This window comes from Pseudomonas sp. SDT291_1_S447 (genome assembly GCF_054070155.1).
In genome coordinates, this window is sequence record NZ_JBSVXS010000005.1 from 111,244 (window position 1) to 129,573 (window position 18,330).

At 60.0% G+C, this 18,330-nt stretch carries 21 protein-coding genes; 14 read left to right on the plus strand and 7 right to left on the minus strand.

Going from position 1 to position 18,330, the window contains the following annotated elements; genetic code table 11:
• Window positions 1-105: 105 nt before the first annotated feature.
• The 4 genes from ACW9IR_RS03600 to ACW9IR_RS03615 all read left to right on the plus strand — a co-directional run bounded on the left by ACW9IR_RS03600 (window position 106) and on the right by ACW9IR_RS03615 (window position 3,302).
• The gene (locus ACW9IR_RS03600) at window positions 106-1,086 is read left to right on the plus strand and encodes an aliphatic sulfonate ABC transporter substrate-binding protein (protein WP_457461699.1); all 981 of its coding nucleotides are present in this window, start codon (window positions 106-108) and stop codon (window positions 1,084-1,086) included.
• Between the two features lie 60 nt (window positions 1,087-1,146).
• Window positions 1,147-1,989 carry an ABC transporter permease gene (locus ACW9IR_RS03605; RefSeq protein ID WP_457461701.1) on the plus strand — a complete coding sequence of 281 codons (843 nt, stop codon included), beginning with the start codon at window positions 1,147-1,149 and terminating at the stop codon, window positions 1,987-1,989.
• Window positions 1,990-2,017: 28 nt separating this feature from the next.
• On the plus strand, window positions 2,018-2,698 hold the full coding sequence (locus ACW9IR_RS03610) for an SOS response-associated peptidase (RefSeq protein WP_457461703.1): 681 nt from the start codon (window positions 2,018-2,020) through the stop codon (window positions 2,696-2,698).
• A 331-nt stretch (window positions 2,699-3,029) separates the two neighbouring features.
• Complete coding sequence (locus ACW9IR_RS03615; protein WP_095120332.1) at window positions 3,030-3,302, plus strand: hypothetical protein; 273 nt, start codon at window positions 3,030-3,032, stop codon at window positions 3,300-3,302.
• Between the two features lie 47 nt (window positions 3,303-3,349).
• Here the strand turns inward: ACW9IR_RS03615 and ACW9IR_RS03620 are convergent, their stop codons facing one another.
• The 3 genes from ACW9IR_RS03620 to ACW9IR_RS03630 are packed head-to-tail and all read right to left on the minus strand — an operon-like array spanning window position 3,350 to window position 4,559.
• Window positions 3,350-3,496, minus strand: coding sequence for a hypothetical protein (locus ACW9IR_RS03620; RefSeq protein WP_176470073.1), 147 nt, complete (start codon window positions 3,494-3,496; stop codon window positions 3,350-3,352).
• Between the two features lie 53 nt (window positions 3,497-3,549).
• Entirely contained in the window at window positions 3,550-3,861 is a 312-nt protein-coding gene (locus ACW9IR_RS03625) for an AzlD domain-containing protein (protein ID WP_162835977.1), read from the minus strand.
• On the minus strand, window positions 3,861-4,559 hold the full coding sequence (locus ACW9IR_RS03630; protein WP_457461706.1) for an AzlC family ABC transporter permease: 699 nt from the start codon (window positions 4,557-4,559) through the stop codon (window positions 3,861-3,863). The genes ACW9IR_RS03625 and ACW9IR_RS03630 overlap by 1 nt, the downstream gene beginning before the upstream one ends.
• A 186-nt stretch (window positions 4,560-4,745) precedes the next feature.
• Between ACW9IR_RS03630 and ACW9IR_RS03635 the strand changes: the two genes are divergently transcribed.
• The gene (locus ACW9IR_RS03635) at window positions 4,746-5,129 is read left to right on the plus strand and encodes a DUF2784 domain-containing protein (RefSeq protein WP_110720439.1); all 384 of its coding nucleotides are present in this window, start codon (window positions 4,746-4,748) and stop codon (window positions 5,127-5,129) included.
• Here ACW9IR_RS03635 and ACW9IR_RS03640 read toward each other — a convergent pair.
• Window positions 5,126-5,566: an Rrf2 family transcriptional regulator gene (locus tag ACW9IR_RS03640; protein ID WP_095120329.1), complete on the minus strand. Its 441-nt coding sequence runs from the start codon at window positions 5,564-5,566 to the stop codon at window positions 5,126-5,128. The genes ACW9IR_RS03635 and ACW9IR_RS03640 overlap by 4 nt on opposite strands.
• Before the next feature lie 133 nt (window positions 5,567-5,699).
• On the opposite strand from ACW9IR_RS03640, the gene ACW9IR_RS03645 reads away from it, so the two are divergent.
• Window positions 5,700-6,587, plus strand: a complete 888-nt coding sequence (locus tag ACW9IR_RS03645) for an NAD(P)/FAD-dependent oxidoreductase (RefSeq protein ID WP_457461709.1) — start codon at window positions 5,700-5,702, stop codon at window positions 6,585-6,587.
• A gap of 19 nt (window positions 6,588-6,606) precedes the next feature.
• On the opposite strand, the gene ACW9IR_RS03650 is transcribed toward ACW9IR_RS03645, so the two are convergent.
• Window positions 6,607-7,134, minus strand: coding sequence for a DUF3087 domain-containing protein (locus tag ACW9IR_RS03650; protein WP_457461711.1), 528 nt, complete (start codon window positions 7,132-7,134; stop codon window positions 6,607-6,609).
• 223 nt (window positions 7,135-7,357) lie between these two features.
• Between ACW9IR_RS03650 and ppnN the strand changes: the two genes are divergently transcribed.
• Window positions 7,358-8,731 carry a nucleotide 5'-monophosphate nucleosidase PpnN gene (gene ppnN / locus ACW9IR_RS03655; RefSeq protein WP_102902084.1) on the plus strand — a complete coding sequence of 458 codons (1,374 nt, stop codon included), beginning with the start codon at window positions 7,358-7,360 and terminating at the stop codon, window positions 8,729-8,731.
• A 205-nt stretch (window positions 8,732-8,936) separates the two neighbouring features.
• On the opposite strand, the gene ACW9IR_RS03660 is transcribed toward ppnN, so the two are convergent.
• On the minus strand, window positions 8,937-10,331 hold the full coding sequence (locus tag ACW9IR_RS03660) for an FAD/NAD(P)-binding protein (RefSeq protein WP_457461713.1): 1,395 nt from the start codon (window positions 10,329-10,331) through the stop codon (window positions 8,937-8,939).
• Entirely contained in the window at window positions 10,332-10,895 is a 564-nt protein-coding gene (locus ACW9IR_RS03665; protein WP_095120325.1) for a helix-turn-helix domain-containing protein, read from the minus strand.
• Window positions 10,896-10,980: 85 nt separating this feature from the next.
• On the opposite strand from ACW9IR_RS03665, the gene ACW9IR_RS03670 reads away from it, so the two are divergent.
• The 7 genes from ACW9IR_RS03670 (at window position 10,981) to ACW9IR_RS03700 (ending at window position 18,221) form a co-directional block, all read left to right on the plus strand.
• Window positions 10,981-11,916 carry a DMT family transporter gene (locus ACW9IR_RS03670; RefSeq protein WP_457461715.1) on the plus strand — a complete coding sequence of 312 codons (936 nt, stop codon included), beginning with the start codon at window positions 10,981-10,983 and terminating at the stop codon, window positions 11,914-11,916.
• Window positions 11,917-12,163: 247 nt separating this feature from the next.
• Complete coding sequence (locus ACW9IR_RS03675; RefSeq protein ID WP_457461717.1) at window positions 12,164-15,082, plus strand: monovalent cation/H+ antiporter subunit A; 2,919 nt, start codon at window positions 12,164-12,166, stop codon at window positions 15,080-15,082.
• Window positions 15,082-15,426 (plus strand): Na+/H+ antiporter subunit C, encoded by a 345-nt coding sequence (locus tag ACW9IR_RS03680; protein ID WP_007910763.1) that lies wholly within the window; start codon window positions 15,082-15,084, stop codon window positions 15,424-15,426. The genes ACW9IR_RS03675 and ACW9IR_RS03680 overlap by 1 nt, the downstream gene beginning before the upstream one ends.
• The gene (locus ACW9IR_RS03685; RefSeq protein WP_110720445.1) at window positions 15,423-17,102 is read left to right on the plus strand and encodes a monovalent cation/H+ antiporter subunit D; all 1,680 of its coding nucleotides are present in this window, start codon (window positions 15,423-15,425) and stop codon (window positions 17,100-17,102) included. Before ACW9IR_RS03680 ends, ACW9IR_RS03685 begins: the two co-directional genes overlap by 4 nt.
• Entirely contained in the window at window positions 17,099-17,587 is a 489-nt protein-coding gene (locus tag ACW9IR_RS03690) for a Na+/H+ antiporter subunit E (RefSeq protein WP_457461720.1), read from the plus strand. The genes ACW9IR_RS03685 and ACW9IR_RS03690 overlap by 4 nt, the downstream gene beginning before the upstream one ends.
• Entirely contained in the window at window positions 17,584-17,862 is a 279-nt protein-coding gene (locus ACW9IR_RS03695; protein WP_007910754.1) for a K+/H+ antiporter subunit F, read from the plus strand. The genes ACW9IR_RS03690 and ACW9IR_RS03695 overlap by 4 nt, the downstream gene beginning before the upstream one ends.
• Window positions 17,859-18,221, plus strand: coding sequence for a Na+/H+ antiporter subunit G (locus tag ACW9IR_RS03700; protein ID WP_016982998.1), 363 nt, complete (start codon window positions 17,859-17,861; stop codon window positions 18,219-18,221). The genes ACW9IR_RS03695 and ACW9IR_RS03700 overlap by 4 nt, the downstream gene beginning before the upstream one ends.
• The last annotated feature ends 109 nt before the right edge of the window (window positions 18,222-18,330 follow it).

Below are 18,330 nucleotides of genomic sequence, written 5' to 3' on the forward strand. Positions count from 1 at the left end.
TTCAAGCACATGGCACAGAGCCTGCAATATTCCATTCATGCAGGAAGCATTCGATAAAAATATCTTTTTGGACATAAGAAACCTGTGCCTTTGCCGGAGCGCCCCATGACATCGTTCTTTCCCCGACTCAAAACCCTGCTGGCTGCCAGCGCCATGGTGCTGAGCCTGCAACCGCTCGCCCACGCGGTTGAAGCTGCGCCGGCGGAAGTGCATCTCGACTATGCCTATTACTCGCCGGTCAGTCTGGTGCTCAAGCACTTCGGCTTCCTCGAAAAAGCCTTGCCGCAGACCAAGGTCAGTTGGGTACTGAGCCAGGGCAGCAACCGCTCGCTGGAATACCTCAACAGCGGCGGCGTGGATTTCGCTTCCAGCGCCAGCCTCGCCGCCGTGCTAAGCCGCGCCAACGGCAGCCCGATCAAATCCGTCTATGTCTACAGCCGCGCCGAATGGACTGCACTGGTGGTGCGCAAGGATTCTCCTTACCAGACCGTCGCCGACCTCAAGGGCAAAAAGATCGCCGCCACCAAAGGCACCGACCCGTACCTGTTCACCCTGCGCAGCCTGCAACAGGCCGGGCTGAAAAAAGACGATGTGGAACTGGTTCACCTGCAACATCCGGACGGCCGCACGGCGCTGGAAAAAGGTGATGTCGACGCTTGGGCCGGACTCGATCCGCACATGGCCGCCAGCCAGGTCCAGGCCGGTTCGCGCCTGCTCTACCGCAACCCGGCGTTCAACAGTTACGGCGTGGTCAGCGTCACCGAGCAATACGCCAAAGAACATCCGCAGACCATCGACACCGTGATCAAGGCCTACGAACAGGCCCGCGACTGGGCGCTGAAAAATCCCGATGAGTTCGCCGCCCTTCTCGCCAAGGAGTCCGGATTGCCGCTGGATGTAGCCAAGTTGCAACTGTCGCGCACTGACCTGAGCAGCCCGCAACTCACCCAGCAGGACATCAGCGCCTCCAAGGCAGCGGCGCCGATTCTGGTCTCCGAGGAACTGGTGCGCCGTGGAGTGAATGTCGATCAAGTCATCGATCAATTGCTCGACAGCGGTGTGCAGCAAGCCGTCGCCCACCAGTAACCGACCAGTCTTACGACAAATCCGCGCCCGTCGCGGATTTGTCGTGAGCGGAGCCAAATCATGACCACTCACAGCAAAGACCTGCCCGCGCCACTTGCCGTACCGCGCCAGCGTCCTGCGAGCTCGAATCCGACGTGGCAGCGCCGCTGCAAAGGCTTGGCCCTGCCGCTGCTGATCATCGTCGCGCTGGAAATTATCGTCCGCATCGGTTGGCTGCCGTCCTACCAAATGCCGGCGCCGAGCGAGATCGCCCTGACCCTCACTGACCTCGCCGAAGGCGCGCTGTGGAAACACATCGGCGCCAGCCTGATCCGCGTGCTGCTCGGATTTGCCATCGGTGCCAGCCTGGCGCTGGTATTTGCTGCCTGGGTCGGCTTGAGTCGCGAAGCCGAAGCCTATCTGGAACCGACCTTCGCTGCCTTGCGCTCCATTCCGAGCCTGGCCTGGGTGCCGCTGCTGCTGTTGTGGCTGGGCATCGACGAGACCTCGAAAATCGTCTTGATTGCCATCGGCGCGTTCTTTCCGGTGTACGTCAACGTGGTCGCGGCCATTCGCAACATTGATCGCAAACTGGTGGAAGTCGGCCGCATCTATGGCTTCAGTCGCTTGCAGTTGGTGCGACGGATCTTGCTGCCGGCCGCCCTCCCCGGCTTGTTCACTGGGTTGCGCAGTGGCATGAGCCTGGCGTGGATGTTTCTGGTGGCGGCGGAATTGATCGCAGCCACCAAAGGGCTTGGCTATCTGCTCAGTGACGGCCGGGAAACCTCGCGGCCGGACATCGTGCTGGCTGCGATCATCGTGCTCGCCTTGCTCGGCAAATTCAGCGACGGCCTGCTCGCCATGCTCGAACGCCGCTGCTTGAACTGGCGCGACACATTCACCGGTCAGGGCGCCAGCGACTAAGCTGAACTCTCCAACCGGAGATCGGCCCATGTGCGGAAGACTCTCGCAGTACCGTGGCATTCACGACTTTGTCGCGGTGCTGAGCATTCCCGACGCGTTGATCAATCACGTTGGCGATGCGCCGCTTGATCGCTATAACGCGGCGCCGACCACCGCGCTGGCCGTCCTGCATCAACAAGGGCAGCACCTGCATGCCGACAATCTGCGCTGGGGTTGGCGCCCGCACTGGGCCAAGGATCGCCCACCACCGATCAATGCCCGGGTCGAGAAAGTCGCCCATGGCCCGTTCTTCCGGGCGATCTGGCGACATCGTTTGATCGTGCCCGTGGACAACTGGTTTGAATGGGTCGATAGCGAGGATAAAACCCGACAACCTTGGCTGATCCGTCGCGCGGACCACGGTGCAGTTTTCTGCGCGGCCATTGGACAATTTCTGACAGCCGAAACGCCGGCTCGGGATGACGACGGTTTCGTGATCCTCACCGCCGATGCCGTCGGCGGCATGCTCGATATCCATGATCGCCGACCGGTGGTGTTCCGCGCAGAGTTGGCGCGCGAATGGCTCGATCCGGCGACGCCGGTTGAACGCGCCGAGCAAATGCTGCTGTTCGAAGGCGAAGGTAGCGAAGCGTTCGAGTGGTACAAAGTCGGCAAAGCTGTCGGTAACGCACGCAATCAGGGCGCCAGTTTGATTATTGAGCAGACTTAAACATTTACCGACTTCACGCGTCTATCAATGTAGAACCTGCCGAAGGCTGCGATCTTTTGACGCAGCGTTATAAGGAATAAAACTATTGCAAACTTTAGCAACTCATAGAGCGAATCACTGCCGTTACAACCCCTGTTTCATTTTTGAGACGGCGCACATAAAACACACGTTTGAATGAACTAACCGCCTGTCTGACATTTCAACCGTCATACATACATTTAGATGCACTACGGCTAGCATGCGCGCCGCATTTCCATTTGGTATACCAGTTGACCAAAGAGTCAACAAACCAGGAACCCCCTAACGTCTACAAGCCTTGCAGAGAAATAAGTTGCGCGACGATTTTGCAATCAAACAGGTCAGCGGCCTGGAGTGTATTTATCTGTCCATGACAGAACGCTTTGAACTCGACTGTTTTATCGGCCACTACATCAAGACCCGAAACCTGCGTGCCGTACCCGATATCGAACGCATCCTGCGCACCACCCTTGAAGGGTATCCGGGCCACGCGCCGGTGATGGTCAACGAGCTCAATGCGTGGATTGATCGAACCTTGGGATATCGGGCCACACACCCCGATTTCACGCAGTTGGACGAACTTTGAAACCGTAAAAAAGCCCCACACTTGTGGGGCTTTATCGTAGAAGTCACTCAAAACTTGCGGTCAGGATCGGAAAGCTCTCGGCCATCATCGTGCTTCCAGGTCTGCTCCTTGTGCTTCTCCCGCTCTATTTCTTCTTGCGTCGGTTCATCCGTGTCTTCGTCATCCGTCTCTGGATGCTTTTGCTCAGTCGCCATGTGCACCTCCCGTGATCAGTAACCTTTCATCCCTGAAGCGTAGAACAGACAACTTACAGCCACCAGCGCAGCAAAAAGAAGAACGCCATGCTCAACAACATGCTGAGCAAAGTACTGCGCGTGTAGATCACCAGAGCGATCGCCACCAGCGAACTGAGCAGGTAGGGATTATCCCACTGAAGATTCAGCTGTTTGTCGGGCATGAAGACAATCGGCCCACAGATCGCGGTCAACATCCCCGGTACCGCAAACCCGAGAAACTGTCGCGCATTGCTACTCAGACGCACCGGCAAACGCGGTTCGAGAAACACGTAGCGATTGAGAAACACCAGAAGCCCCATGCCAAAAATCACCGCCCAAACCATCATGTGCGCTCCCGATACAGCTTGTTGCAGATAAACCCTGCGCTCATTCCGGCCAGTCCGGACAACACCAGCGCCGAACCCCATTGCCAGTAACTGAACAGCACTGAACAAAACAGCGACACCGCCACACATACCAGCGTCGGTACGTTACGCACCACCGGCGTGATCAATGCGATAAACGTGGCGGCAATCGAGAAATCCAACCCCAAGTGCTCAAGCCCCGGAATGCTGCTGCCGAGGACAATGCCGGCGAAGGTGAACAGATTCCAGGCGATGTAGAACGTCAAACCGACGCCCAGCGCATACCAGCGATTGAACTGCTGACGATCATGTTGACTGGTCAGTGCAAACAACTCATCGGTGAGCAAAAAGCCCAGACCTATGCGCCAGCGCCCCGGCAGCGGCGAAATCACCGAGCGCATGCTCATGCCATAGAGCAAGTGCTGCGAGGTCAGTAGCAGCGTGGTCAGCAGAATCGAAAAAATCCCCGCACCGCCCTTGAGCATGCCGATCGCGACCAATTGCGCCGCACCGGCAAACACGATGCTCGACAAGCCCTGCCCTTGCAGCGGCGTGAGGTTGGCCTCGATCGCCATGGAGCCGGCCAGCAGCCCCCATGGCGCGGTGGCCAGAGACAACGGCATGATCGCCGCAGCGCCGCGAAGGAACGCACTGCGCGGCATAAGTGCATCAGACATAAACGTTCTTCAATCAGGAAAACGGTCGAAGACTGTGCCAGCCATTTCGCCTTTCTGGCTTGAACAATCTTGCGCACTTGTGGGAAATCGGCCGGATGAGCGCGCAATTCGCTGACTTTCGCACTGACCTTTAATGCCCTGAGCGGCGTAACATAGCGCCATTCACAACCGCGTCAGGGAGACGACATGCTGTACCGAATCGCAGCCGACGGGCTGGTGCTGTTTCATTTGTCCTTCATTCTGTTCGTGCTGTTTGGCGGGCTGCTGGTCCTCAAATGGCCACGGGTGATGTGGCTGCATTTGCCGGCTGCCGCCTGGGGCGTGGCGGTCGAGGTGCTGCATCTGACCTGTCCGCTGACGTACTGGGAAAACCTTATGCGCCACGCCGCCGGGCAGACCGAATACGCCGGCGGCTTCATCGAGCATTACATCTGGCCGATCATCTATCCGGCCGGGCTCACCCCGCAGATTCAACTGGCGCTCGGCAGCGTCGTGCTGGCGGTCAACCTGCTGGTGTATGGGCGGGCATTTCGCTCATGGAAACATCGTCGCGCCGCTTCGCCGCTTTAATTATCCTCGCCGACTGACTTGAAGCGGGCCTCGAAATCCGCTGCCAGGTCCGCCAAGGTGATGCCGCCCAACCGCGACAGCAACAGCGCCTGCGCCTCATCGAAGGTGCGTGTCAGTGCGGCGTTCACCGCTTGCTCGACCAGACACTCCGGGTGATCCGTCGACAAACCGATGGAAAAAATCGACTGCGTGCCCAACGCCTGGTGGATATCCAGCAGGGTGATCTGCGCCAGCGGTTTGGCCAGCGCCCAGCCTCCCTGATGGCCCTTCTCTGACGTCACAAACCCCTGCTCCTTGAGCAAACCCATGGTGCGCCGCACCACCACCGGGTTGGTGCCAAGCATGCCGGCGATGGTTTCCGAGGTCGCGCGCTTTTCATGGCGAGCCATGTGAATCAACACATGGAGCATGCGCGATAACCGCGTGTCGTTTCTCATCGATGATCCTTTTTTCAAGCCGTTGCGAAGATGCGCCGAGTATCGCTTGCAAGGTCTGAAGTTACGAGACTATTGACAGCAATATTTCTCGTAACTTACGGTGTACTCTGAAAATTCAAGAGGAGATTCGCTCATGGTGTACGACGCCATCATCGTCGGCGGCAGCTATGCCGGGCTGTCCGCCGGCCTGCAACTGGCCCGCGCCCGACGCAATGTGCTGGTGCTGGATTCAGGACTGCGACGCAACCGTTTTGCCGAAACATCCCACGGTTTCCTCGGCCAGGATGGACGTGCACCGGGGCAAATTGCTGACGAAGCACGCGCACAGTTACTGGCTTACCCCAGCGTGCAATGGCTAACGGATACAGCAGTTGAAGCGACTCGGACTGACAGCGGATTCGATCTGCGCACCGAGAGCGGACAATGGCTCAGCGCCAAGCGACTGATCCTGGCCTCGGGCGTCATCGACGAGTTGCCGGCCATCGACGGCCTCAGGCAACGCTGGGGGCAGAGCGTTTTTCATTGCCCGTACTGCCACGGTTATGAACTGAATCAAGGCGCGATCGGCGTATTGGCGACGTCACCCATGTCGATTCATCACGCCCTGCTACTGCCGGATTGGGGCCCGACCACGTTCTTCACCAACGGCGTGTTCGAGCCGGATGCCGAACAATTGGCGGAACTGGATCGCCGCGGTGTAACCCTGGAAACCCGGCCGGTCAGTCATATCCGTGGCGAGCGTGCGGACGTGGTACTCAGCGATGGTCAGGTCATCGCCGTTGCAGGCCTGTTCGCCATGCCACGCACACGCATGGCCAGCCCGCTGGCTGAACAATTGGGATGTACATTCGAGGATGGCCCGATGGGACCGTTTATTCAGACTGACGCGACACAACAAACCAGCGTCGCCGGCGTATTTGCCTGCGGAGATGCGGCATTGGCTGCCGGTTCAGTAGCGCTGGCAGTTGGCGATGGGGCCCGCGCCGGTGCAGGCACTCATCGCTCACTGATCTTTGGCTGAAACTTATACTGCGGACGTTTCAGCGCGAAGTTGGCTTCAACGCCTCCAGCCAGGCCGGATCCAGGCGCGTCTGCTCGGTATCGAGTCCCAGCGCCTGCATCCGCGCCTTGTGCGCCTCGGCTTCGCGCCACAGCTGCCCGTGATCGCTGGAGTTGCCGTCCAGTTCGTGCATTTGCGTCAATCCCAGATGGTAGAAGCGTAGAACCTTCATCGCCGTCGGATCGTTCTGCTCCACCGCCGCCGTCACCTGATGCATCACATTGGTGATGCTCATCAGATTGCGCTTGAGCCGCCAGCTGTACACCGCTGGCGCCATCCAGCTCTGATTCCAGAAGCGCCCGCGCAATAACGCAGCGGTCAGCAGAAAGGCGACAAACACCCCGCCGACATTGAAGCGCAGGTTATCGCCGCCGGGCTCGCCGAACAGCGCCACCGCCACGCCGGAAAACAGCATCGCCAGCACCAGGAACAGCACGGCGATGATGATCGTGCTGCGTCGCGTCTGCTGGCGAAAGGTGGCGGCGTCCATCGGCTGAATCTCGAACATCACAAATGACTTCCTTGAGCGACAAAAGGGCTAACTGAAAAAACCGGCCGGCGCATTATCGCCTCTAGCGCGGATTTAGCTATGCTGGGGCTCCTTTTCATCTTTTCAGCGTCCAACGGGGACATGGCGGTATAGCGCAGATCGTGCCATCTTCATTCATGGATACACACTATTCGGATGCCATCGCCTAGTCTTGAGATGACATCGTTTTAAGGATCATTGCATGACCCAACGACACGTAATCAATGCCTCGGTCAGCCCGAAAGGCAGCCTGGAAACCCTTTCTCAACGTGAAGTTCAGCAACTGAGCGAAGCCGGATCCGGCAGCACCTACACCCTCTTCCGCCAGTGCGCCCTGGCCATCCTCAACACCGGCGCCCATGTCGATAACGCCAAGACCATCCTCGAAGCCTACAAAGACTTCGAAATCCGCATTCACCAGCAGGATCGCGGCGTACGCCTGGAGCTGTTGAACGCGCCGGCCGACGCGTTCGTCGATGGCGAAATGATCGCCAGCACCCGCGAAATGCTGTTCAGCGCCCTGCGCGACATCGTCTACACCGAAAACGAACTCGACAGCCAACGCATCGACCTGACCACCTCGCAAGGCATCAGCGACTACGTCTTCCACCTGCTGCGTAACGCGCGCACCCTGCGCCCGGGCGTCGAGCCGAAAATCGTCGTGTGCTGGGGCGGCCACTCGATCAACACCGAAGAATACAAATACACCAAGAAAGTCGGCCACGAACTCGGCCTGCGCAGCCTCGACATCTGCACTGGTTGCGGCCCGGGCGTGATGAAAGGCCCGATGAAAGGCGCGACCATTGCCCACGCCAAACAGCGTATTCACGGCGGGCGTTATCTGGGTTTGACCGAGCCGGGCATCATCGCCGCCGAAGCGCCGAACCCGATCGTCAACGAGCTGGTGATCCTGCCGGACATCGAGAAACGTCTGGAAGCCTTCGTCCGTGTTGGCCACGGCATCATCATCTTCCCGGGCGGTGCCGGTACTGCGGAAGAATTCCTCTATCTGTTGGGCATACTGATGCACCCGGACAACAAGGGGCTGCCGTTCCCGGTGATCCTCACCGGGCCGAAACATGCCGCGCCGTATCTGGAACAGCTCGACGCCTTCGTCATCGCCACTCTCGGCGAAGCGGCCAAGCAGCACTACGAGATCATCATCGACGACCCGGCCGAAGTGGCGCGGCAGATGACTCAAGGCCTGAAAGCAGTGAAGCAGTTCCGCCGCGAGCGCAACGATGCGTTCCACTTCAACTGGCTGCTGAAAATCGACGAAGGCTTCCAGCGTCCGTTCGATCCGACCCACGAAAACATGGCCAACCTCAAACTGCACCGCGACCAGCCACCGCACGAACTCGCGGCCAATCTGCGCCGGGCGTTCTCCGGGATCGTCGCCGGCAACGTCAAGGACAAGGGCATTCGCCTGATCGAAGAGCACGGGCCGTACCAGATCCGTGGTGACGCGGCGATCATGCAACCGCTCGATGCGCTGCTCAAAGCCTTCGTCGCCCAACACCGGATGAAACTGCCGGGCGGCGCGGCGTATGTGCCGTGTTATCGAGTGGTGGCGTAACCTTTAAGCCATCACACAATCCATGTGGGAGCTGGCTTGCCAGCGATAGCGGTCTTCCAGTCAACAGAGATGTTGAATCAGATGACCCCTTCGCGAGCAAGCTCGCTCCCACAGGTTCTGTGGTGTGGCAAAAATGGTGTTTACAACCTGAATCCCTGTGGGAGCGAGCCTGCTCGCGAAGAGGCCCGAAAGAACACCATCAACCTTATCCCACCAACCGCGCCGCCAGCGCCTTGGCCTGCAACGCCACATCCGTCACCGCCGTGCTCTCCCACCACATCCCGCGTAACGGTGGTCCCATGGCAAACAACCGGCTAGCCGCACGCCCCTCGGCATCCAGCACCGCGCCATCCACGGCCGCCGCGATTCCTAACGCCAATGGCCCCGGCTGCACCAAACCCCGCGCCAGCACCTGCTGCGGCAACGGTCGCGCAACTCGGCGCCAGTCGTATTCAATTCCACTGGAATTGATCAACGCGGCGCCTTGCACCACGCAGGTTTTCGACTCTCCGCGCCGTCGAATGCGAATACGGGCGCCACAGTCCGGACTTGGCTCAAGCCCTTTGAACGAAGCTGCCTGAATACGCAATCGCCCTTCTTTATAAAGACGCTCAACCAGCGCCGCACTCATCGGCGGCGAACGATGATGATGACTTTCCCACCACGGCCGTACATGCCGTACGAATTGTCGACGCTGCGCGTCAGTCGCCTGACTCCACAACCGAGCGATGTGCACCCGAACCGTGTCCAGTGGCGCCTGCCAATCGATACCTTGCGCGATGGCTGCCCGGCATTGCCGACGCAATTCGCGCAATAACTGCCGTGGCGTGCGAATACTGTGATCGGCGCCAAGAAAATCCACCCAGGCCGGTGGTTGTCGGCGCACATGGGGCAACAAGCCATGCCGGGAAAACACTTCGATCGGCCCACGATGCCCGGCATGCTCCAGGGACACCACGGCATCGACCATGGTCAGGCCGGAGCCGATGATGAGCACCGTCGATTGCCGATCGAGTTGACGCATCGCCGCGACATCCCATGGGTCGAGCGCGGCAGCGTTGAGACCGCTGGAGGTTTTCTGCGGGGTTCGCGCGGCAGGGAACATTCCAGTCGCCAGGACAGCGTAGCCACCGCGCAATGATTGGCCATCGCTCAGCGTTAGCTGCACCGAGTCGGTGTCAACTTGCAGATCGACGACCTCCGCACGAATGTGTTCAACACTTGAGTCATGCAGCGCCCCTACTCTGCGCGCTTCACCCAGGCGCTGCTGCACATAGACGCCGAACAACCCACGCGGCGGAAACAGTTCGCTGACCGGCACATCCTGCTCGGCGGATTCAGGCCAGCCACCGCCGGCAATATGCTCGGTCAGCCATTGCGTCAGGTCATCCGGATTACCCGGATCGACGCTCATGCGTGCGGCGTTGCCATTGAGTGTGTGACCCAACTCGACCGCGCTGTACGCCTCGCCCCGTCCCAGTTCCGCACGCGGTTCAACAATCAGGACCTTACGCCGGCCAGGCAGACGCAATAATTGTACCGCCAGCATCGTGCCACTGAGGCCACCACCGATAATCAGGATGTCTGCGCTCTGACTCATTCAAATCACCACATTGCGCACAAACCGCGCCGCGACATCGCCATCGTTGCGATAGGAATGCGGCTGATTGCTGGCAAACATGAAAAACTCACCCGTGCCGATGTGCTGCGGCTGATCGCCGAGCATTAGCGTCAGGCAACCCTCGAAGACGAAAATCTGCTCGCTCCAGCCCTCGGCATCCGCTTGCGACGGATAGACCTCGCCGGGTTGCAGACACCATTCCCATTGCTCGACTTCGCGAGTCGCCGTGGCTTTGGAGAGCAACACCGCTTTGCTGCCGGGGTGGGTGCCTGCCCAGGCCACCTCGTTGATGCGGCTTGGATCGCGGGCATCCGGCGCCTGGATCAGATCGCTGAACGCCACATCGAGCGCTTCGGCGACGCGATCAAGCGTAGTCAGACTGACGTTCTTTTCACCCGCCTCGATCGCCACCAGCATGCGCCGGCTGACCCCGGACTTTTCTGCCAGCGCGGTCTGGCTCATGTCGGCGGCATGCCGTAGGCGCCGCACATTCAGGCTGACGTGTTGCAGGACGGACGCCCGTTGCGTTGAATCTTTGTGCACTATATTGCTCACTCAGTGAGGTTGGGCAGTATACTGCGCAACGTTGGGCGCATTGTGCGGCCTCCTTTTTATAGTGCGCAAGGTCATGACGTCGCAGAACAGCTCCCCCACTCCCCTTCGTTTCTCTCGTTTCAGCAAAGCCGAGTGCGTGCTGGTGCTGATCACCATGATCTGGGGCGGTACTTTCCTGCTGGTTCAGCATGCGATGACCGTCAGCGGCCCGATGTTTTTTGTCGGCCTGCGTTTTGCCGCAGCGGCGTGCATTGTCGCGTTGTTCTCGTGGCGTCATCTGCGTGAATTGACCCTGTTCGAACTCAAGGCTGGCGCTTTTATTGGCGTGGCGATCATGCTCGGTTACGGCCTGCAGACGGTCGGTTTGCAAACGATCCCGAGCAGTCAATCGGCGTTCATCACCGCGCTGTACGTGCCGTTCGTGCCGTTGCTGCAATGGCTGGTGCTGGGGCGGCGGCCGGGGTTGATGCCGAGCATTGGCATCATGCTGGCGTTCACCGGGCTGATGTTGCTGTCGGGGCCGTCCGGGGCTGCGCTGAATTTCAGTCCGGGTGAAATTGCCACATTGATCAGCGCGATCGCCATCGCGGCAGAGATCATTCTGATCAGCACCTATGCTGGCCAGGTCGATGTGCGCCGGGTGACTGTTGTGCAACTGGCAACGACGTCTGTGCTGTCGTTTCTGTTGGTGGTGCCGACCGGGGAAATGATTCCGGGTTTTTCCTGGACCCTGCTGGTGACCGCGCTGGGGTTGGGCGCAGCAAGTGCAGCGATTCAGGTGGCGATGAACTGGGCGCAGAAAAGTGTTTCGCCAACTCGGGCAACGCTGATCTATGCCGGTGAGCCGGTGTGGGCCGGAATTGTCGGGCGGATTGCCGGGGAACGGTTGCCGGCAATTGCGCTGGTGGGCGCCGGGTTGATTGTGGCGGCGGTGATTGTCAGTGAGCTGAAGACCAAGGGGAAGGTTGCAGAAGCCGAAGCTGAGCTGGAGCGGGAAGCACAGGGATAAAGCTCCGAAATCTTCACAGTCTGAATTATTGCTATCGCGAGCAGGCTCACTCCTACAGGGGAACGCATTCCAAATGTAGGAGTGAGCCTGCTCGCGATGAGGCCATCCCAAGCAACATCCATCTACCTGAAACAATGCCAAACAGAAAATTCCAGACTACTTTGTAGGATTCTGAGACATCCTGGCGTTTGGTGATCGGGGAGCTGGCACGTATGATGCTTCACAAACTTCCGCAGATTAGAAGCCTATGTCCCTGATAGTTCTACTGCTTCTGCCATTCATTGGCAGCTGTCTGGCAGCGGTGCTGCCTCACAACGCGCGTAATACCGAATCCCTGCTGGCAGGCCTGGTCGCTTTGATCGGCACCGTCCAGGTCGCGATGTTGTACCCGCAAATTGCTCACGGCGGCGTGATCCGCGAAGAGTTCATGTGGCTGCCCAGCCTCGGTCTGAACTTCGTTCTGCGCATGGACGGCTTCGCCTGGCTTTTCTCGATGTTGGTGCTGGGCATCGGCACGCTCGTTTCTCTCTATGCGCGTTATTACATGTCGCCGGACGATCCGGTGCCGCGTTTCTTCGCGTTTTTCCTGGCGTTCATGGGCGCCATGCTCGGTCTGGTGATCTCCGGCAACCTGATTCAGATCGTGTTTTTCTGGGAGCTGACCAGCCTCTTCTCGTTCCTGCTGATCGGCTATTGGCACCATCGCGCCGACGCCCGTCGCGGTGCGTACATGGCGCTGATGGTCACCGGTGCCGGCGGATTATGCCTGCTGGCGGGGGTCATGATTCTCGGCCATGTCGTCGGCAGCTATGACCTCGACAAGGTCCTGGCCGCCGGCGACATGATTCGTGCACACGCCCTCTACCCTATTCTTTTACCCCTCATTCTTATCGGCGCACTCAGCAAAAGTGCGCAGTTTCCTTTTCACTTCTGGTTGCCGCACGCAATGGCGGCGCCGACACCGGTTTCTGCCTATCTGCACTCGGCGACCATGGTCAAAGCCGGGGTTTTCCTGCTTGCGCGGCTGTGGCCGTCGCTGTCCGGCAGTGAAGAATGGTTCTACATCGTCAGTGGGGCCGGCGCGTGTACGCTGTTGCTCGGCGCGTACTGCGCGATGTTCCAGAACGATCTCAAAGGTCTGCTCGCTTACTCGACCATCAGCCACCTCGGTCTGATCACCCTGTTGCTGGGTCTGAACAGTCCGCTGGCGGCGGTAGCAGCGGTGTTCCATATTCTCAACCACGCGACCTTCAAAGCCTCGCTGTTCATGGCCGCCGGCATCATCGACCACGAAAGCGGCACCCGTGATATCCGCAAACTCAGCGGCCTGATCAAACTGATTCCGTTCACCGCAACACTGGCCATGGTTGCCAGCGCCTCGATGGCAGGCGTGCCGCTGCTTAACGGTTTCCTGTCAAAAGAGATGTTCTTCGCCGAAACCGTGTTCATCAACGCCACCGCGTGGGTCGAAGCAGCGCTGCCGATTGTGGCGACGATTGCCGGTACGTTCAGCGTTGCCTATTCCCTGCGCTTCACCGTCGATGTGTTCTTCGGTCCACCGGCCACCGATCTGCCCCACACCCCGCACGAACCGCCGCGCTGGATGCGTGCTCCGGTCGAGTTGCTGGTATTCACTTGCTTGCTGGTGGGGATTTTCCCGGCGCAGATCGTCGGTCCATTGCTCGCGGCAGCGGCATTGCCCGTCGTCGGCGGCGAACTGCCGGAATACAGCCTGGCGATCTGGCACGGTCTGAACGCACCGATGATCATGAGCCTGATCGCCATGTCAGGCGGCATCATTGTCTATCTGTTGCTGCGCAATCAGCTCAAGCGCGGACGCTTCAAGTACCCGCCGTTGGTTGGCCGCTTCAACGGCAAGCGCCTGTTCGAGCGCAGCCTGGTGGTAATGATGCGCCTGGCCCGACGCCTGGAGCGGCGACTCGGCACCAAGCGTCTGCAGATGCAATTGTTCCTGATGGTGTTGGCGGCGGTACTCGCCGGTCTGATCCCGATGTTGCACAGCTCGCTGAGCTGGGGCGACCGGCCGAAAATCCCCGGTTCCATTGTTTTCGTGACCCTGTGGCTGCTCGCCATCGCCTGCGCCCTTGGCGCCGCGTGGCAAGCCAAATATCACCGTCTCGCCGCGCTGACCATGGTCAGCGTCTGCGGCTTGATGACCTGCGTGACCTTCGTCTGGTTCTCCGCGCCCGATCTGGCCCTGACACAACTGGCGGTCGAAGTGGTGACCACCGTGCTGATCCTGCTCGGCCTGCGCTGGTTGCCACGCCGCATCGAAGAAGTCTCGCCACTGCCAAGCAGCCTGCGCAAGGCACGCATTCGCCGTCTGCGCGACTTGCTGCTGTCGATTGCCGTCGGTGGTGGCATGGCGCTGCTGTCCTACGCCATGCTGACGCGGCAGACGCCGAACGACATTTCCTCGTTCTACCTCAGCCGCGCCATGCCCGAGGGCGGTGGCAGCAACGTGGTCAACGTGATGCTGGTGGATTTCCGTGGCTTCGACACCCTCGGTGAAATCACCGTGCTGGTTGCCGTGGCACTGACCGTATTCGCCCTGCTCCGCCGTTTCCGCCCACCGAAAGAAAGTCTACAACTGCCCGCTCAGCAACGCTTGCTGGCGCCGGACGTGGTCACCGATCTGGTCAACCCGCGTTCGGCCAGCGACACCGCGCTCGGCTTCATGATGGTGCCGGCAGTGCTGGTGCGTCTGTTGCTGCCAATTGCGCTGGTGGTGTCGTTCTACCTGTTCATGCGCGGGCACAATCAACCGGGCGGCGGTTTCGTCGCCGGTCTGGTGATGTCGGTGGCGTTCATCTTGCAATACATGGTCGCCGGCACACAGTGGGTCGAGGCGCAAATGAGCCTGCGGCCGCTGCGCTGGATGGGCACCGGCTTGCTGTTTGCCACCGCCACCGGGCTGGGGGCAATGGTTGTCGGCTATCCGTTCCTGACCACCCACACCTGGCATTTCAGCTTGCCGCTGCTGGGTGACATCCATGTCGCCAGCGCGCTGTTCTTCGACATTGGCGTGTATGGCGTGGTGGTCGGTTCGACGCTGTTGATCCTCACCGCCCTCGCCCACCAATCGGTGCGGGGTCACAAGACCGCATCGCTGCCCAAGTCCGTCGCCAGCAAAGGAGCCGTCTGATGGAAGAAGTCATCGCAATCGCCATCGGCGTACTCGCCGCGTCCGGCGTCTGGCTGATCCTGCGGCCACGGACGTTCCAGGTGGTCATGGGCCTGTGCCTGCTGTCGTATGGCGTCAATCTGTTCATCTTCAGCATGGGCAGTCTGTTCATCGGCAAGGAGCCGGTGATCAAGGACGGCGTCACCCAGGATTTGCTGCATTACACCGACCCGCTGCCACAGGCCCTGGTACTCACCGCGATCGTCATCAGCTTCGCCATGACCGCATTGTTCCTCGTCGTTCTGCTCGCCTCGCGCGGCTTGACCGGCACTGACCACGTCGACGGCCGGGAGCCTAAAGAATGATGGCGATGACGCACCTGATCGCCGCACCGATTCTGCTGCCGCTACTGACCGCCGCCATCATGCTGATGCTCGGCGAGCGGCACCGACCGCTGAAGGCGAAAATCAATCTGTTCTCCAGCCTCGTCGGCCTGTTCATTTCGGTGCTGTTGCTGCAATGGACGCAAACCACCGGCGTGCCCGGTTCCATCGGCGTGTACCTGCCGGGCAACTGGCAGGCGCCATTCGGCATCGTGCTGGTAGTCGATCGGCTGTCGGCGCTGATGCTGGTGCTGACCGGGATCATCGGCGTCAGCGCCCTGCTCTTCGCCATGGCACGTTGGGATGGCGCCGGTTCGAGCTTCCACGCGTTGTTCCAGATTCAATTGATGGGCCTGTACGGCGCATTCCTGACGGCGGATCTGTTCAACCTGTTCGTGTTCTTCGAAGTGCTGCTGGCCGCGTCTTATGGCTTGCTGTTGCATGGATCGGGTCGGGCGCGGGTCTCGTCGGGGCTGCATTACATCTCGATCAATCTGCTGGCCTCTTCGCTGTTTTTGATTGGCGCGGCACTTATCTACGGCGTCACGGGCACGTTGAACATGGCCGATCTGGCGCTGAAGATTCCGCTGGTGCCGGAAGCTGACCGTGGCTTGCTGCATGCCGGCGCCGGGATTCTCGCCGTCGCGTTCCTGGCCAAGGCCGGTATGTGGCCGCTGAACTTCTGGCTGGTGCCGGCCTACTCCTCGGCCAGTGCGCCGGTCGCGGCGATGTTCGCGATCATGACCAAGGTTGGCGTCTACACCCTGCTGCGCCTGTGGACCCTTCTGTTTTCCGGGCAGGCCGGAGCGTCTGCGTTCTTTGGCGGCGACTGGCTGATCTACGGCGGCATGGCGACCATGGCCTGCGCGGCGCTGGCGATTCTCGCTGCACAACGACTGGAGCGCATGGCCAGTCTGAGCATTCTGGTGTCGGCCGGTATCCTGTTGTCCGCCGTAGGCTTCGCCCAACCGAACCTGATCGGCGCAGCGCTGTTCTATCTGGTCAGCTCAACGCTGGCATTGAGCGCGCTGTTCCTGCTGGCCGAGCTGATCGAACGTTCTCGTTCCGCCAACGAGATCCCGCTAGAGGATGAAAGCGAACTGCTGCCGCGCCCACAGGAATCCCTGCAGCCGCCCAAAGGCATCAACCTCGATGACGAGCAGAAAGCGGTGGTCGGTCAGGTCATCCCGTGGACCATGGCGTTTCTCGGCCTGAGCTTCATCGCCTGCGCATTGCTGATCATCGGCATGCCGCCGCTGTCCGGCTTTATCGGCAAACTCAGCCTGATCGGCGCGCTGCTCAATCCGCTGGGGCTGGGCACTGGCGCGCCGATTTCCAACGCGGCCTGGGCGTTGCTGGCATTGCTGATTCTCACCGGGCTGGCATCGCTGATGGCGTTCTCGCGTCTCGGCATCCAGCGCTTCTGGACGCCCGAAGAGCGCCCTTCACCGCTACTGCGCAAACTCGAATGCGCGCCAATCTTCCTGTTGCTGGGACTGAGCATCGTCCTGACCTTCAAGGCTGAACCCCTGTTGCGTTACACCCAGGCCACCGCCGAGGCGTTGCACAACCCGCAGCAGTACGTGATGGCGGTGCTCGGCACCCGTGCCGTACCGAGCCCGGAAGCCAAATCGGCGATGCTGGAGGTGCAGCCATGAAGCGTGTATTTCCTGCCCCGTTGTTGTCACTGGCACTGTGCGTTCTGTGGCTGACCCTGAACCTGTCGATCAGCCCGGGCAATCTGCTGCTTGGCGCGATACTGGGTTTTGCTGCACCGTTGATGATGCGCAAACTGCGCCCGAAAAAAGTGCGTATTCGCCGTCCGGGAACGATTCTGCGCCTGTTTCTGCTCGTGGGCCGTGATGTGGTGATGTCCAACCTGATCGTTGCGTGGGGCGTGCTCAATGCTGGTCGGCGCCCTCCGCGCTCAGGCTTTGTCAAAGTCCCGCTGGATTTGCGCGACGCCCACGGCCTGGCGACTCTGGCGATGATCTGCACGGTGGTGCCCGGCACGGTATGGTCGGAACTGTCGCTGGATCGCAGCATTCTGTTGTTGCACGTCTGGGATCTGGATGACGAAACGCAATTCATCGAGCACTTCAAGAGCACCTACGAGCGGCCGCTGATGGAGATTTTCGAATGAGCCCATTACTGTCGAACGCGATTCTGCTGACGCTGTTCCTGTTCTCGCTGGCCATGGTGCTGACCCTGGTGCGCCTGTTCAAAGGCCCGTCGGCGCAGGATCGGGTTCTGGCGCTGGACTACCTGTACATCGTCGCCATGCTGATGATGCTGACCCTGGGTATTCGCTATTCCAGTGACACTTACTTCGAAGCGGCGCTGCTGATTGCGCTGTTCGGCTTCGTCGGCTCGTTTGCCCTGGCGAAATTCCTGCTGCGTGGCGAGGTGATCGAATGAATGCTGAATTGTCTCTGTGGGTTGAGATTCCGGTGGCGATCCTGCTGGTACTCAGCGGTCTGTTTGCGTTGATCGGCGCGATCGGATTATTGCGCATGAAGGATTATTTCCAGCGCATGCATCCGCCGGCACTGGCTTCAACGCTCGGGGCATGGTGCGTGGCACTGGCGTCGATCATCTGCTTTTCGGCGCTGAAGTCGGGGCCGGTCATACATGCTTGGCTGATTCCGATTTTGCTGGCGATCACTGTGCCGGTGACGACATTGCTGCTGGCGCGTGCGGCGTTGTTCCGCAAGCGCATGGCCGGGGATGATGTGCCGGCCGAGGTCAGTAGCCGCCGCACTGAAAGCGGTAGCTAGTCCAGCCTGTTCTGCGTCTGGTCTGGTCTGGTCTGGTCTGGTCTGGTCTGGTCTGGTCTGGCCCCTTCGCGAGCAAGCTCGCTCCCACAGAAGAACGCATTCCAAATGT